15 protein-coding genes are annotated in these 15,467 nt (G+C 43.7%); 8 read left to right on the top strand and 7 right to left on the bottom strand.

Annotated elements, in window-relative coordinates:
- Window positions 1-28: 28 nt before the first annotated feature.
- The 6 genes from KIT51_00550 to KIT51_00525 form a co-directional block, all read right to left on the bottom strand.
- Entirely contained in the window at window positions 29-724 is a 696-nt protein-coding gene (locus tag KIT51_00550; GenBank protein UYN88447.1) for a DUF1211 domain-containing protein, read from the bottom strand.
- 135 nt (window positions 725-859) lie between these two features.
- On the bottom strand, window positions 860-1,567 hold the full coding sequence (locus KIT51_00545; protein UYN86810.1) for a PrsW family intramembrane metalloprotease: 708 nt from the start codon (window positions 1,565-1,567) through the stop codon (window positions 860-862).
- Between the two features lie 3 nt (window positions 1,568-1,570).
- Window positions 1,571-2,113, bottom strand: a complete 543-nt coding sequence (locus tag KIT51_00540) for a hypothetical protein (protein UYN86809.1) — start codon at window positions 2,111-2,113, stop codon at window positions 1,571-1,573.
- A gap of 126 nt (window positions 2,114-2,239) precedes the next feature.
- On the bottom strand, window positions 2,240-3,772 hold the full coding sequence (locus KIT51_00535) for an alkaline phosphatase D family protein (GenBank protein ID UYN86808.1): 1,533 nt from the start codon (window positions 3,770-3,772) through the stop codon (window positions 2,240-2,242).
- Between the two features lie 243 nt (window positions 3,773-4,015).
- Window positions 4,016-4,621, bottom strand: a complete 606-nt coding sequence (locus KIT51_00530; GenBank protein UYN88446.1) for a thioredoxin family protein — start codon at window positions 4,619-4,621, stop codon at window positions 4,016-4,018.
- A 23-nt stretch (window positions 4,622-4,644) separates the two neighbouring features.
- On the bottom strand, window positions 4,645-5,121 hold the full coding sequence (locus KIT51_00525) for a TlpA family protein disulfide reductase (protein UYN86807.1): 477 nt from the start codon (window positions 5,119-5,121) through the stop codon (window positions 4,645-4,647).
- Window positions 5,122-5,470: 349 nt separating this feature from the next.
- On the opposite strand from KIT51_00525, the gene KIT51_00520 reads away from it, so the two are divergent.
- Both KIT51_00520 and KIT51_00515 read left to right on the top strand, forming a co-directional pair.
- A complete protein-coding gene (locus tag KIT51_00520; protein UYN86806.1) occupies window positions 5,471-6,421 on the top strand; it encodes a nitronate monooxygenase in 951 nt (316 codons plus the stop codon).
- Between the two features lie 3 nt (window positions 6,422-6,424).
- A complete protein-coding gene (locus KIT51_00515; protein UYN86805.1) occupies window positions 6,425-6,817 on the top strand; it encodes a VOC family protein in 393 nt (130 codons plus the stop codon).
- A 1-nt stretch (window position 6,818) separates the two neighbouring features.
- Here KIT51_00515 and KIT51_00510 read toward each other — a convergent pair whose 3' ends face one another.
- A complete protein-coding gene (locus KIT51_00510; protein UYN86804.1) occupies window positions 6,819-7,082 on the bottom strand; it encodes a hypothetical protein in 264 nt (87 codons plus the stop codon).
- 132 nt (window positions 7,083-7,214) lie between these two features.
- Here KIT51_00510 and recG point away from each other — a divergent pair, with 132 nt between their 5' ends.
- The 6 genes from recG to KIT51_00480 are packed head-to-tail and all read left to right on the top strand — an operon-like array spanning window position 7,215 to window position 15,463.
- Window positions 7,215-9,308 (top strand): ATP-dependent DNA helicase RecG, encoded by a 2,094-nt coding sequence (gene recG / locus KIT51_00505; GenBank protein ID UYN86803.1) that lies wholly within the window; start codon window positions 7,215-7,217, stop codon window positions 9,306-9,308.
- A gap of 39 nt (window positions 9,309-9,347) precedes the next feature.
- On the top strand, window positions 9,348-12,074 hold the full coding sequence (locus KIT51_00500) for a hypothetical protein (GenBank protein ID UYN86802.1): 2,727 nt from the start codon (window positions 9,348-9,350) through the stop codon (window positions 12,072-12,074).
- Window positions 12,058-12,579, top strand: coding sequence for a DinB family protein (locus KIT51_00495; protein ID UYN86801.1), 522 nt, complete (start codon window positions 12,058-12,060; stop codon window positions 12,577-12,579). Before KIT51_00500 ends, KIT51_00495 begins: the two co-directional genes overlap by 17 nt.
- Window positions 12,576-13,874 carry a D-alanyl-D-alanine carboxypeptidase gene (locus tag KIT51_00490; GenBank protein UYN86800.1) on the top strand — a complete coding sequence of 433 codons (1,299 nt, stop codon included), beginning with the start codon at window positions 12,576-12,578 and terminating at the stop codon, window positions 13,872-13,874. The genes KIT51_00495 and KIT51_00490 overlap by 4 nt, the downstream gene beginning before the upstream one ends.
- 2 nt (window positions 13,875-13,876) lie before the next feature.
- Complete coding sequence (locus KIT51_00485; GenBank protein ID UYN86799.1) at window positions 13,877-15,133, top strand: glycoside hydrolase family 3 protein; 1,257 nt, start codon at window positions 13,877-13,879, stop codon at window positions 15,131-15,133.
- A gap of 18 nt (window positions 15,134-15,151) precedes the next feature.
- Window positions 15,152-15,463 (top strand): hypothetical protein, encoded by a 312-nt coding sequence (locus tag KIT51_00480; GenBank protein ID UYN86798.1) that lies wholly within the window; start codon window positions 15,152-15,154, stop codon window positions 15,461-15,463.
- Window positions 15,464-15,467: the final 4 nt, after the last annotated feature.

Genomic DNA, 15,467 nt, shown 5'->3' with positions numbered 1-15,467 from the left:
TCAACACCTTGATAGAATAGCATAGGCATTAAGCTCCTTGGTTTTCGAGGAGCTTTTTTCTTTGCCGGGCAACCCTACTGCCATGCATGAACATGACCGGCATGTACAGAAAATAGACAAAGCCTGACAGATTATTACCCAAACGTGTTTCGCCAAAAGAAAGAGCCAGCACTACGGATAGCGCAGGGATACTCGCCATCAGCAGGTTGGTTTGAATACTCATGCGGGTGTCAAATTTTTCAAGCTCGTTGAGTTCAAGCTCAGGTGCCTTTTTAAGTGCATAACGATACATAAGCATGAGCACCAGAAAGATGGACATTGCTCCGATTCCATAGATGGCCATTAGCTCTGAAACCGTACCATCCTCCATTGTAAAAAGGAATGGCTGCCAAATCTCATTACTGTTTCCATGCTGCATGATGTGAATAAAATTCGTGAACAGCATTACTAAGAGCCGAACAAGAAATTTTAAGGGATAAACATAGAACAATACAATAAAGAGCAGAACCGTGTTCAAAAACACAATATAGGCATTGCGAAAGCCGTAGCGGATAAAGAAAGTAAAATGCTCATACCAGATAATCGAAATTAATGCAATACATAAAGCAAAGGGAATGATGTCTTTGGTGAATTGCTTAAGTTGATAATACGATACGGGTGGAGTCGTTGAGATTAATAACAAACCAATGGCAATGGCAAAAACAGCATCACTGAGCGTTTCTATCCGGGTGGTTCTTCACCCCGGTAGCGAAACTCCTTGTTCATGCCGATGTAATGACCCTTAAGACTACTGCGCATACGATCAGGATAACTCAATAAACCTACTTAAATAAAGGTTTATTATCAAAAGAATGGATTTCTATACTTGTTTATCGGAAGGAGGCGGGTTATTAATAAATGGCGATGACTGTTGGTGTAACCGGATGGCTTTGCGCGACAGAATTATTGCCACGATTAGCGAGGCCAGCGCACCTAACCATATTCCAGGAATGAATGAAATGAATAAGAAGTAATCATATGCCCCATGAAAAAGCGTAGCTACACCTAATGCTAAAACGCTATACCAGATTTCTTTACGATGGGTGAACTTTGCTTTTCCTAAAAAATAGCCCATTAGAATGGCGAAGGTGGCATGGGCAGGAACGGCCGTGAACATACGTACAATGCCAGTGGCCACACCGTATTGGAAAACATAAAGAATGTTTTCTAATGTAGCGAAACCCATTCCCACCATAATGGCGTACACAATTCCATCAAAGGGCTCGTTAAAGTTTTTGTTGTTGTACAGAATGAAACGAATAAAAATGAATTTGCTGAACTCTTCTACAAGGGCAACTTTAAAAAAGGCATTGGCAAATTGATGGGCAACATCGGTTTCCGAAAGGGTAACAATAAAATCCAGCGGCCAGCTAATGGAAAGCGTTACAATGGTGCTGGCCCCACCATAAATAAAACTGGTTAACAACAACCCGAGCGGTTCGGGTTCGTGTTTGTCTTTGAGGTAAATGTAAACACCAATAGCAATACCGGGAGCAAGAGCGAGCGCAAGAAGGATAAAGAAATTCATAATTTATTCAAGCACCTCTTCTACTTCATCCATTTTGGCTTTGCTGTATTTGCCACTGGTTGCATAAACGATTTTTCCAGTTTTATCAAGGACAAAAAAGTAAGGCACATCTTTCTTTTCAAAGTCAAGCGCTTCTTTATACGACTTTAGTTCACCTTTGTAAAACAAGATGTAGGGCAACAACTGGGGGTCAACATTTTTAATGGCCTTGCGTTTTGCGGTTCCTGTAGCAGCAGCATTCACCCCCGTAAACATTGGGATAAAATAAACATTAACATCATGCCCAAAGCTTTCAAACAGTCCTTTGTTTTTTTGGATAAACTTTTCAAACACGGGCTGGAACCAACTGTTCAGTTCATCTTCCGATTTCTTTGAATAAGCCAAGCCAAGAAGTGTAAATTTACCCTGAACCGCTTCGGGTAATTTAACAACCTGGTCTTCAACGGTCTCAGCTTCCATGTAAGGGAAGTTTTTTCCAATAACCTGCGAAAGGCTTTGTGTGGCGCCAACCAACAAGACAATAAGTACAAGACAAGATGATTTCATTAACTTAAAGTTAGCGAAACAAACGGAATATTGAATCACTGATTTAGTTAGTATGCCTTGGTGATTTTGTGCTTTAGGGGCTTGAGCAAAGGCTGACGATCCTGCCACACCAGACCAAGATTAAAACTACTTTAGCGTAAAGCTCCCATGATTTACACGAAGTTCTTTTTTAAGTGCTTCGCGCGCATCAATCGTGCGAAGTGTTTCAACATAGTACCACTGTGCTTTTGCCTTTTCAGGGTAAACGGTTAGTATTACATACCCATGGTCGATTCCATTTACATATTTTAAATGGGGATTGAATTTCTGATAGAGTTGTTCGCCCAGTTTGGCAGTATCTAACGGATAAAACTCATCCCAGTTTGATGATGAAATGCTGGGCGTTCCAAATTCTACGGCCAGTGCTCCTGATGAGGTTTTAGAGTTGTATTTTTTCAAATCGGCAACTACTTCAAAAGCCCAGGAAGCATGCGTATCGCCCGTAAGGAATATTATATCCTGTATTTTATTTTCAACGATATAATCTGAAATTTTTCGCTGCTCTACCGGGTAGCCATTCCAGTTGTCGGTACTCTTGGCGTTGGGCCTGAAAGATTCATCAAGTGCTGAGAAGATCACCTGGTTGCCAATAATTTTCCACGTTGCCGTTGAATTTTTCAGTCGTCCTAAAAACCAATCGCGCTGTTCGGCACCCAGCATGGTTCGGTTCACGCTCCACAATTCCGGATCGTCTTTTCCCTCGGCTTGCTTGGTTCGGCCTTCCAGCCGTTCATCCAGCATTATAATGTCAGCAAGTTTACCATATGAGAATGCCCGGTAGTGTTTGTCGCCTTCGCGGATGGGGATCCATTCATAATAGGCTTGTTTGGCGGCTTCTTTTCGTGACTTGAAATCACCTTCTTCCGGTTGGTGATTTTGTGCGCCCTCAGCATAGGTGTCATTGGCCACTTCGTGATCATCCCAAATGGCAATAAAGGGATGGCGCAAGCTTATCTGCCGCAATCCCTCATCCAGCCTGTATTGTGAATGCCGTGTACGGTAATCTTGTAAAGTAACAATTTCATGAAGGGGCATATTAATCCGGCCAATGGTAGTGTCGCCATATTTTCCGGTGCCGTATTCATAGATGTAATCACCCAGGTGAAGCACGGCATCTAGCTCTTTTTCGGCAATGCGTGCATAGGCATTGAAATATCCGAACTCCCAGTTGCTGCAGCTCACCACAGCAAACTTTAGGCTGTCCTTCATTTCGAGCGGAGTTGTTTTTGTTCGACCCGTCATAGAGGTAGCGTCAAGGGCTTTAAAGCGATAGTAATAAGTTTGATCTGCAGACAGACCAGCAACATCAACTTTAACAGTATAGTCGTGGGCCGGGCTTGTTGTGAATACTCCTTTTGCGGTCGGGGCAGAAAAACTCTCATCCGCAGACACCTCCCATTCAACATCAATGGACGGGAGGGAATCTTCAGGCGTTACACGCGTCCAGATGATAACCCTGTCGTGCAGCGGATCGCCCGAAGCAACACCATGGTAAAAGGGTTTTAGTGAGCTATCGAAAAGAACGGCTACAGGCTCAACAAGCGGTTGGTATTTCTTTTCTTCTTTTGTTGAGCACGAAACGATAAGGAACAAAAGACTGGCGTATACGGATAACCTCATAAGCTGAATTTTTTTTAAAGCTAATAGACAGGCATTAAAACTCCATTATCCCGAAATCAACAAGTGATTAAGAATCAGTTTTACTTGGTTTTTAGCAGTAAATGCCCATTGCGGGATTGAAGAAGAGCCATTGGTTTCACACGTGAAGCTAAGGGCTTCAATTAACAACCTCTCCACATCCATATTAAAGCAAAAAGGCCACTTCATATGAAGTGGCCTTTTCTCAATTAGGAATAATTTCAATTAAGCATTCTTCCACTTGATGGTACAACCAACTGCTTTTGTTTTGGTAGCAGGAACTTCTTTAGAAGTCATTAAGGATTCGATTGCTTCTTCAACATATTTTTTTGTTACAGCCGAAGCATCACGGGAGTTGTCATCAATAGCCCCGATATAGGCTACAGTGAATTTTCCACCATCGTTCTTTAACAGAAACACGTGTGGTGTATTGGTAGCACCAAAAGCTTTAGCCACTTTTTGGGTTTCATCGAACAAATATGGGAAGTCGTACTTCTTTTTCTCGGCAAGTTTCACCATTTCATCAAATGAATCACCCGGTGAGATTGACGGATCGTTAGGCTGAATAGCAATTACTGGAAATCCTTGTGAAGCGTATTTTTTGTTAAGGGCAATGATTCTGTCGTTGTAGGCTTTGGAGTAGGGACAGGTGTTGCAATCAAAAATTACGATGGCACCTTTTGAAGAAGCGTAGTCTGACAACGAGACCATTTTACCGGTTACGTTTTTCATTTTAAAATCGGCAACGGTGTCGCCAATGTCATAACCACTTTTTAGAGGGCTTGCAGCCACGAACAACACACAAGCCAGGGCAGCAAAAATTGTTTTCATCATATTCATATCATTTTGGTTTATTATAATAGCTCTGCAATTAGTTTCTCAAGATCGCCTTCATGGAGTTCTTTTTCAACAAATTTTCTTTGACCGGTTTTTCCATTAATAATGATGGTGGCCGGTATAGCTCCAGACCAGCTTTTTTCGATCTGGTTGATCCATGAGTTTGGATCTTTTTCATCCAGTATAAGCACTTTTGATTTTATCTTTTTCCGTTCAACAAACCGATGCACAACTTCAGGTTTGGGGTTAAGGTCAAGGTCGAGGCTTACCAGGGTAACTTCAACATCTTTTCGCTCTGCACCTAGTTTCTCAAAAAGTGGCATTTCTTTAACGCATGGCCCGCACCAGGTAGCCCAGAAATTGATGACCTTTATATTGGAAGTTTCGCGGTTGATATGATCCTGCAACTGTTTGAGTTTTACGATCTCAGCCCCGGATTGGGCAAACACGCTTAGGGGCAAAAGTGCAAACAGAATGGTAAAGGCTTTTTTCATGGTGTAAAAGTAACCCTCTTGGGGCAAAAGTTGTTCCGGCTTTTTGTTCAACGGTGCCTTAGTTTAGCTTTATGTTCCTAGGTTGCAAAATGGCTAAAATTCAAGCACTTATAAATGGCCAAACTGGCACCCAAAAAGAAATCCACAAATTCCTTCAGTTATCCACATTACGGCAATGTTTTCAGTTAATTAGTTATAAATCAGAAAGTTACATTATATAGAATGAATCAATTCTTTGTGGACAACTTTTTGGTTTTGGAAAAAAGCATTGAAATACTTGCCCCTTCTAATTCACAGATATTCAGAATCGTAGCAAAGCATTTGTAGGCTTTTAGTTAATTTTTACACCATGGAAAATTCAACAAACCGGGTAACAAAACTTTTCAACATTAACAGGCCAATTATCCAGGCCGGCATGGTATGGTGTAGCGGGTGGCGCCTGGCTTCGGCTGTAAGCAATGCCGGGGGCCTTGGCTTAATTGGTGCCGGTTCTATGCATCCGGAAACTTTGGAGGAACACATCCGGAAGTGTAATTCGGCAACTTCAAACCCCTTTGGCGTAAATGTGCCCTTGTTGTATCCGGAAATAGACAGGCTTATGAGCATTATTGTACAAGAAGGGGTAAAAATCGTGTTTACCTCGGCCGGTAATCCCTCCACCTGGACCAGCTATCTGAAAGAGAAAGGGATAACAGTAGTGCATGTGGTTTCAAGTGTAAAGTTTGCAAAAAAAGCAGAACAAGCCGGTGTTGATGCGGTAGTGGCCGAAGGTTTTGAAGCAGGGGGGCATAATGGCCGGGAAGAGACTACAACATTTGTGCTTATTCCACTGGTTCGGGAAGCAGTTTCAATACCCCTTATTGCTGCGGGCGGCATTGCAACCGGTCGAAGTATGCTGGCTGCCGAAGTGCTCGGTGCCGAGGGTGTGCAGGTGGGGAGCAGGTTTGCGGCCAGTGTGGAGTCATCGGCACATGAAAAATTTAAAGAAGTGATCGTGAAAGCAGGAGAAGGAGACACGCTTCTTACGATGAAGCAACTTACTCCTGTTCGACTCGTGCGTAATAAATTCTTCCATCAGGTTATTGAAGCTGAACAACGCGGAGCCGGCATGGATGAAATGAAACAGTTGCTGGGCAGGGGTCGCGCAAAGAAGGGAATGTTTGAGGGCGATCTGGATGAAGGAGAGTTAGAAATCGGCCAGGTTGCGGCAGCCATACACGATGTGAAACCGGCTGCAGAAATTTTGCATGAAATATGGAATGAATATAAAGTGCTTAAGCAACAACTTTGTAAGCCTTAGCCGATGAAGTTTCTAAAAATAAAAGAAACCTGCCTTTACGTTAACGATCTGGAGCAAGCCAGAAAATTTTACAGTGAAATCCTGGAACTCCCGGTTATTGGCTATGCAGCAGGCAAGCATCTTTTCTTTCAGGCCGGATCATCAGTATTGTTGCTTTTTAATCCGGAAGATTCAAAATCCAAAACCAGTCCACCGGCACATTATGGTGCGGGTAAACAACATTTTGCCTTTGAAGTTAGCAGTGTGGAGTATGAAAAAGCAAAGCTTTGGGTGCTTTCGAAGGGTATTAAAATAATTGACGAAGTAACCTGGAAGGAGGGTGTCCGGTCGTTTTATTTTGAAGACCCCGAGGGTAATGTTTTGGAAATCGTTCCCAACAATGGGGTTTGGCCGTAAATCAGACCTTCGCCATCACCTTTTCCACCAGTTGTTTTTGTTCAGGAGAGCTTTTTAGTATGCCAGGGGCAACAGAGGTTTGGAACACATGGGTGTACCACTCGGTATAAGGTTCATATTGAATGCAATTGCGGATAATTTTGCCATCGATCAGAATGCTTATCCTTTCCGGATAAGTGAAAGACATTTGCAACAAGGCCTGTTGTTCAGCGGGCAGATCATCCACGCGTACATATTCAATGCCCCGGTAAAATCTTGGCTTCACATTCATCGTGTGTAAATCGGCACCGTGCAAAAATAGTAACCTTTGTTTGCTTAGAATAACGTAACAGGATAAGGTTTAATTTAAAGTCGGGTTAACTTCGTGTTAATTTTTATTTTTTGTACGGAATAAATCATGCCCGGATTTTTTGAAACCCCAATCGAATTCCTGAAGGGCGTTGGTCCGCAGCGGGCAGCGTTGTTAAACAAGCAGCTAAACATTTTCACGTTCGGTGATTTAATTCAGTATTATCCTTTCCGGTACGAAGACAGAACCCGGTTTTACACCATTCGTGAATTGACAGAAGAAATGCCTTTTGTTCAGCTTAAGGGCAAATTAATTAAGCATGAAATAATTGGTACAGGCTTTAAAAAACGGCTTGTTGCATACCTGGCCGATGAAACCGGTGAAATGGAATTGGTTTGGTTTCAAGGTATAAAGTGGATGCTTGACAAAATAAGACCAGGCGCTGAGTATGTGGTTTTTGGCAAGCCCATGAAGTATGGTAAGCGGTATAGTATTGCCCACCCGGAGATGGAACCGCTGACCACCAAAAACCAAAGCGGAGGATACCTTCAACCTGTTTACTCTATTACCGAAACGCTGCGAAAACGACATTTCGACAGCAAGGCTATCTCCAAATTACAACAGGAGTTGTTGCAGCAAGCCAAAGGTAAATTCCACGAAACCCTTCCACAACCTATTCTTGATCAATTCAGGTTACTGGACAAGCGCAGTGCCATGGTCAACATTCATTTTCCTGAAAATCAGGAACAGCTTGCGTCCGCCCAACAGCGCTTAAAGTTTGAAGAACTTTTCTACATCCAGCTACGGCTTATTAAACTCAAACTTGTCCGAAAAGAAAAGTACAAAGGACAATCGTTTAACGATGCCACGTTGCTAACCAAATTCTATAACGGGTTCCTCCCTTTTCAACTAACCAATGCCCAAAAAAAGGTGATCAGGGAAATTTATGCTGATATGAAATCAGGCAAACAAATGAACCGGCTGTTGCAGGGCGATGTGGGCAGCGGAAAAACAATTGTGTCGTTTGTTTGTATGCTCATTGCCCTGGGTGGAAATACACAATGTACCTTAATGGCACCCACCGAAATTCTGGCGCAGCAACATTTTAAAACATTAAGCAGGTATGCCGACCAAATGAAGATTACCATTGCATTGCTTACGGGCTCAACAAAGAAATCCGAACGCAACGAAATCCACCGGGGTTTGCGTGAGGGTTCGTTGAAAATTTTGATCGGTACCCATGCGTTGTTAGAGGAGGAGGTGCAATTCCAAAACCTGGGCCTGGCTATAGTGGATGAGCAGCATCGGTTTGGCGTTGCACAACGATCGAAACTGTGGGGAAAAAACAAAACCGTTTACCCCCATGTGTTGGTGATGACAGCCACACCCATTCCAAGAACATTGGCCATGACCTTGTATGGCGACCTGGATGTTTCGGTGATTGATGAACTTCCTTCGGGCCGCAAGCCCATCAAAACAATTCACAAGTATGACTCACACCGGTTGGAGGTGAACGGTTTTTTACAGCAACAAATCAAATCCGGAAGACAGGCATTTATTGTGTATCCGTTGATCGAAGAATCAGAAAAGCTTGACTTAAAACACTTAATGGATGGTTACGAAAGCATTTGCCGTGCCTTTCCGGATGAGGCCATCAGCATTGTGCACGGTAAAATGAAACCCGATGCCAAGGAGTATGAAATGGCACGGTTCGCAAAAGGAGAAACCAGTATAATGGTTGCCACTACTGTAATTGAGGTGGGGGTAGATGTACCCAATGCATCGGTAATGGTTATTGAAAATGCCGAGCGCTTCGGGCTTTCACAACTGCACCAGTTGCGTGGCCGTGTGGGCCGTGGGGCCGAACAATCGTATTGTATACTCATGACAAGCCTCAAGCTTTCGGCTGATTCGAAGAAGCGTATTGAAACCATGGTGCGTACAAACAACGGTTTTGAAATAGCCGAAACCGACCTTCAGTTGCGTGGACCCGGTGATTTGATGGGCACCCAACAAAGCGGTGTGCTTGATTTGCTTATTGCTGATTTAGGAAAGGATACCAAACTTTTGCAGGCTGCACGTGAAACGGCCCTTCAGGTTCTGGAAAGCGACCCCGAATTGAAGAGCCCCGCTAACCAGGTGATCCGCGAACAGGTAGGGCGAATGCGTAAATCAGTTGTGAACTGGAGCCGGATAAGTTAGCACTAAAGAATTGCTTAACTTTGGTATTCATCTTAGTGAATGAAAGTAAAAGCGGTCGCTTATTGCCTACTTATCGTTGTTGCCACCAAAGCCCAGCAGGGCAATTTCTTTCTTTCGCACTTTACACCCGATAAGGAACATTTTAGTAATGCCTGCTTTGACCTGGCGCAGGATGAACGCGGCATCTTCTTTTTCGCTACCCAGGGTGGCGTACTACAGTTTGATGGCCGCAACTGGGACATGATCCGGACCTCAGGCGCAGTTTACGCTATCGAAATCGTAAACAATCAACTGTTTGTAGCAGGCTCAAAAGGATTTGGCAAGATTGAGCCCAATGAATCCGGCCTTCCATCATACCAGCCAATCTATGAATCAGCCGATGCCCGGAATATTTTTCAGCTTCGGTTGGTTGGGGACCAATTGCTTTTTTTGAACGACCGAAACCTGTTTGCGTATTCACCGGGAACAAAGCAGGTCCTTGTTGTAGCGTCTACACCCGATGAAGATTGGATTGGCCTTCACGAAATTTTCGGAAACGCATTTATTAGTACGGAAGATCGGGGCATTTTTACGTTAGGGAAAAATGCGCTTATACCGGCTAAATTATTCCCGGAACGGACATCACTTTTGTTTGCCGAGCGCCAGGACAATGTATACCTGTTTGGGACATCTGACAATCGACTGGTACTGGGCTACGAGAATATGCGCCTCAAAGAAATCAAGGCAATCGATTCAGTGTACTTATCGGCAAGCGTATTGATTAGTGCCGCCTGGGTTAATAAAGATCTTGTTGCCTTGGGTACGCTCCGTGGAGGTATTGTATTTATCAATCCCAACACAGGTGAAACGGAAGAAATAATTAACTACAATACGGGCCTTCCCGACAACGAGGTTTACACGCTCATTAAAGACCGTAATCAGAATATATGGGCTTCGCATACCTATGGTTTTACCCGCATTGCGCCTTACCTGCCATTTCGTTCATTTCGGTATTACCCCGGCCTGCAGGGAAATTTGTTGTGCGCTACTCAGTACAACAATGATGTGTATGTTGGTACCTCGTTGGGCTTGTACAAGCTTGTGAAGGAAGAATTCTACGATGAAATAACCTATTTCGTTGATGTTCCTGTAAAAACCACCCGTAAGGCACAACGTAGTGTGCCCACTGAGCCCGAGCAACGGGCAACAGAACCCGTAAAGCAAGAATCGCAAAAGGGAGGCTTGTTCGGCTTTCTCAAAAAGAAAAAGAAAATAGAGGAGGAGCCTGGTTCTGCTACTGCACCAACACCTTCCGCAACAATTATTGAAGAGACCTTAACAGACATTACCTATCGGCAAGAAAAGCGCACAAAAAAAATTCTCCGTGCTTCACATTTTGCATACAAACGTGTGGAGGGAATAGATGCCAAGGTTACACAACTTGTGCAGTGGAAGGGCAGGTTGTTCGCAGCCGGTTTAAGCGGTGTGGATGAAATAACCAAAAACGGGATTGTTCCTGTTATGGAATATCCAACCCGATTCCTGTTTGCCTCTGAATCATCCGGCAAACTTTTAATATCAACCTACGATGATAAAATTCATGACGTGGTGTTTGACAAAGGTTGGCGGGTAGAGAGGCTGGTATCCAACATTGATGATCCGGTTAATTTTATTTTTGAAGAACCCGAAAAAGCTTTTTGGTTGAGCGGTTTGGATAAAGTGTTCCGCGTTAGTAAGGACCCAACCAAACCGGTGGTAAGTTTTACGGTTAACAACGTCCGCTTTGAACGGTTGCTGGGCACGCATTACAACGGCCATGTATTTTTTTCCAGCGCATCGGGCTTTTATGTTTACAATTTCCAGCAACAGGTTTTACTGCCTGTTGACACCTTACCGCAACCCGATGTTGCATTTGCCACGAACAATGGTTTATGGTTTAGAGACGACCACGGTTGGTTTACTTTAAAAGATCAGTACACGAATGATAATATTGGTTTACTTAATCTCTTCGCTGATATACGTTTTATCACGGTTGATGATCAAACGGGTTATTTATGGATCATCACGGGCAACAATGAGTTGATCCGCTTCAACCCCAGGAGCATTTTGCCCACAGAATTCTCGTACCCGCTTTTTTTAAGGGCCATCGAGCAAGAAAATAAACGGATGCGGAAGGGTAAACTCAGGATGGATCAGGAAAACAGTGCCTTGCGTGTGGAGGTGGTGAAGCCAGATTATATCGGGGCACGTTCGGTAGAATACCGGTATTTCCTGGAAGGATTGCATGCGCAATGGTCGGAGTGGTCGGTGAACAACAATGTTATAGATATTCCCTACCTGCCCAATGGCGATTATACATTGATGGTACAGGCTAAAGATATTTTTGGTCGCATCACTGAAATGGAGCCGTTAAAGCTGGATGTGTTGCCGCCTTATTGGAAACGCTCATGGTTTTATGCGTTGGAGTTTATTGTTTTTGCATCGTTGGTTGTGTTGTCCTTCCGGTTAAGCAGTCGTTTCCGGTTTGTAAGCCGGGTGCTTTCGTTGCTCTCCATTATTATATTAATTGAATTTATTCAAACGGCCGCTGGCTCAACCTTCGAAACAGGGAGCAGCCCGGTAATTGAATTTTTAGTTCAAGTAAGCATAGCCTTCTTAATCCTTCCGGTTGAAAGCTTTTTAAGGCGTTTTATGCTTCGTTCAATTGATAAGAGCAGTCAATATAAATTAGAAGAGCCTATAAATGATAAAACCATTAATGTACCCCGAGATGAAAACATCACCTGATTTTAACACCCTGCCGGCATTTTACCGGAACTATGTTTCGCATGTTGAGAAGCAGGACATGCTGGAAGCTATGGGTGCTTCGGGCGAAGCCATGCAAGCCCTGCTGAGGGACACCTCAGAAGACAAAGGAGTTTTCAGGTATGCGCCAGAAAAATGGAGCGTAAAGGAGTTGTTGTGCCACATGATGGATGCCGAACGCATTTTCGCTTATCGTGCACTTCGCTTTGCAAGGAATGATAAAACACCTCTTGCTGGTTTTGAAGAGAATGATTATGCCCCACAAGCCAATGCACATTCCCGCAGCCTGCAACAACTGGCCGCAGAAATGAAACGCCTGAGGGCATCAACGATTGATTTGTTTGCCAGTTTTAGTAGTGAAATGCTGGAGCGAACAGGTACTGCAAACAATAATATTGTTTCGGTGGTGAATATTGGATACATTATTTCCGGGCATGAAACCCACCACCGAAAGGTGTTGATTGAACGTTACCTGAATTCGCGATGAAAAATATTTTCTACTTTTCAATTATTGCTGTACTGGCAGGCTGCTCTCCACTATCAAGGCAAAAATTAAACAAGAGCTTTGCAGAAGCAGAAAGAAAGTTTCAGGACCATATCGGGTTTGTTTTGTACGATCCGCTAAAGAAAGAAACCCTGTACACCTACAATGGAGAAAAGTATTTCACCCCCGCCTCGAACACAAAAATTTTTACACTCTTTACTTCACTTACTGTATTGGGCGATTCCCTGCCGGCCCTTCAATACATGATCAAAGGCGACTCACTTATTTTTTCGGGCACCGGTGACCCATCCTTTTTTTATGATCAGGTATACAACAACAACCGAACCGTTGATTTTTTAAAAAACACCACCAAAGAATTGTATTACGCAAGTGATAATTTCTACACGTCATCGCTCGGCCCCGGTTGGGCATGGAGTGATTACAACTACGCCTACTCAGCAGAGCGTTCTCCCTTTCCGATTTACGGAAACACCTATAAAGTAACACAGCCCACATCAGCCGGCATTCGGGTTACGCCAACCTATTTCAAAAAGTATTTTTGGTTGGCCGACAGTACGGAGCGGGCCTCTGCGTTTGTTCGCGAAGTAGGCTCAAACCGCACGGATTATTTTCCGGGTAAACAAACCAGTTTAGGCCGAGAATGGTATATTCCATTTAAATCAAATGCGTTGTTGGTAACCGATTTGCTGGCCGATACACTAAAGCGACCAGTTAATTTGCTTGGTAAACCTGCTGAATGGAAAGATCGGAAGACATTATTCAGCATACCTGCCGATAGTGTTTATAAAGTAATGATGCAGGAGAGCGATAATTTCCTGGCTGAACAGTTGTTGTTGGTTTGTGCCGGTATGCTTAGCGATACGTTGCAGCCTGAGATAGCCATGCAGCACATTACTAAAAAGTATTTGTTCGATTTGCCCGACAGCCCCGTTTGGGTTGATGGCTCCGGTCTGTCGCGGTACAACCTGTTTACACCGCGAAGCATAGTAGCCTTATGGGACAAGCTTTATTTAAAAGTCGAACGCGAACGGTTATTCCATTTGCTGGCGGCAGGCGGTAAATCCGGTACGTTACGAAATTCATATAAGCATGAACCACCGTATGTTTACGGTAAAACCGGAACGTTGCGCAACAATCATTCGCTTAGCGGATATTTAGTAACGAAAAAAGGCCGCACTCTTATTTTCAGTTACATGAACAACAATTACACTGTGCCCGTGACTGACGTACGAAGTGAAATGGAACGGTTGTTGAAACAGATTTACGAAAACTACTAAGAATGAAGAAGCGATTGGCGTTAGCTATAATCATGCTGTCAACTGTCAATTATCAATTGTCAATTGCCCAGGATAGCCTTGATATAAAAATCGGGCAAATGATTTTGATCGGCTTTCCAAAAGCAGAAGTGGACAAAACGGTGTTGGAAGAAATCCGGCAGGGCAAAGTTGGTTCCATTATCATATTTGAGAAAAATATTCCTCCAAAAAATTCATATCACGCATTAAAAAAAATTACCTGGACTTATCAGCAAGCAGCATCAATCCCACTTTTAATTGCTATTGATCAGGAAGGGGGTCGCGTAAACCGTTTAAAAGAAAAGTACGGATTTCCACGATCGGTAACGGCTGCACAACTCGGCAAAATGCCGCTAGACTCCGTCCGGTTTTATAGTGAATCCACGGCCGCAACATTAGCAGGGCTTGGCATTAACTTAAATTTTGCACCGGTGGTTGATCTTGCTTCAAACCCGAATAATCCCATCATTGCAAAAGTTGAGCGGGCCTATTCCGCCAACCCCGATTCGGTCGCCTTATATGCGAAAGAGGTAATTAAAGCCCACCGGAAAGTTGGCGTAATTACCACACTCAAACATTTTCCCGGACACGGCAGTTCAAAAGACGACACTCACCTGGGCATTGCCGATGTTAGCAATACATGGAACGAAGCAGAGTTAGTTCCGTATCGCGCACTTATACAACAAGGCTATGTAGACGCCATCATGACGGCACATATTGTTAATAAGAAACTGGATGATTCCGGAAACCCGGGCACGTTATCCGGTAAAATGATTAATGACTTGCTGCGCAAAAAGTTAAACTACAAGGGTGTGGTGTTTTCTGACGATATGCAGATGCATGCGATCGCAAAACACTATGGTTTAGAAGAGGCCATCAAACTTTCCATTCTGGCGGGGGTCGACATTCTGACTTTCTCAAACAATATTTCCGGAAGCCAGGAGCGTACCGTGGATGTGGTTCATCGGATCATTCGTAAATTCGTACAGGATGGAACCATTCCGCAAGAGCGGATTGACCAATCGTATAACCGCATACTTGCGTTGAAGAGAAAATTAAGTCAAACCTCAGCCGAGTATTATCGGGAGCAATTGGCCGAAACAAAAAAAGAGGTTTTGAAAGCAGAAGAAATTTCGCGTGATAACGTGCGGAGGGCCATGGAGAGTGAGAAGAGTGCCCAGGAAGCATATGAGAAACTAAAGGAACAGCAGCCTAAATCGAAAAAGAAGAAAAAGAATTAATGGATTAACGCTACTACCATGATTGCTCCCAAAGACCGACCACAGCCTGATAAAAATGCCTTAGTCCGTGCCCGGGTTACAGCTTTGGCTTTAGGTTTGCTAACAATTATTTCGCTTTTACTTCTTGTTTATGCATTTATTCAGAAGGCTGAAGCTGAAAAAAATATGCAGGAAGCACTGGCACAAAAGCAATTGTACGATCAGTGTCAACAGGAAAATCAAAAGGCTATGCAGGCTGCTCAGGAGAGCCTGATGATCGCAAAAGCTGAACGTGCACGGGCTGAAGAAGTTCTTCTGGAATGTGAAAAGACAAAATCGAACCGAAAATAAATTT

This window comes from Cyclobacteriaceae bacterium, from assembly GCA_025808415.1.
Taxonomy (GTDB): Bacteria; Bacteroidota; Bacteroidia; order Cytophagales; family Cyclobacteriaceae; genus UBA2336.
This window is presented reverse-complemented; position numbering and strand designations above follow the sequence as displayed.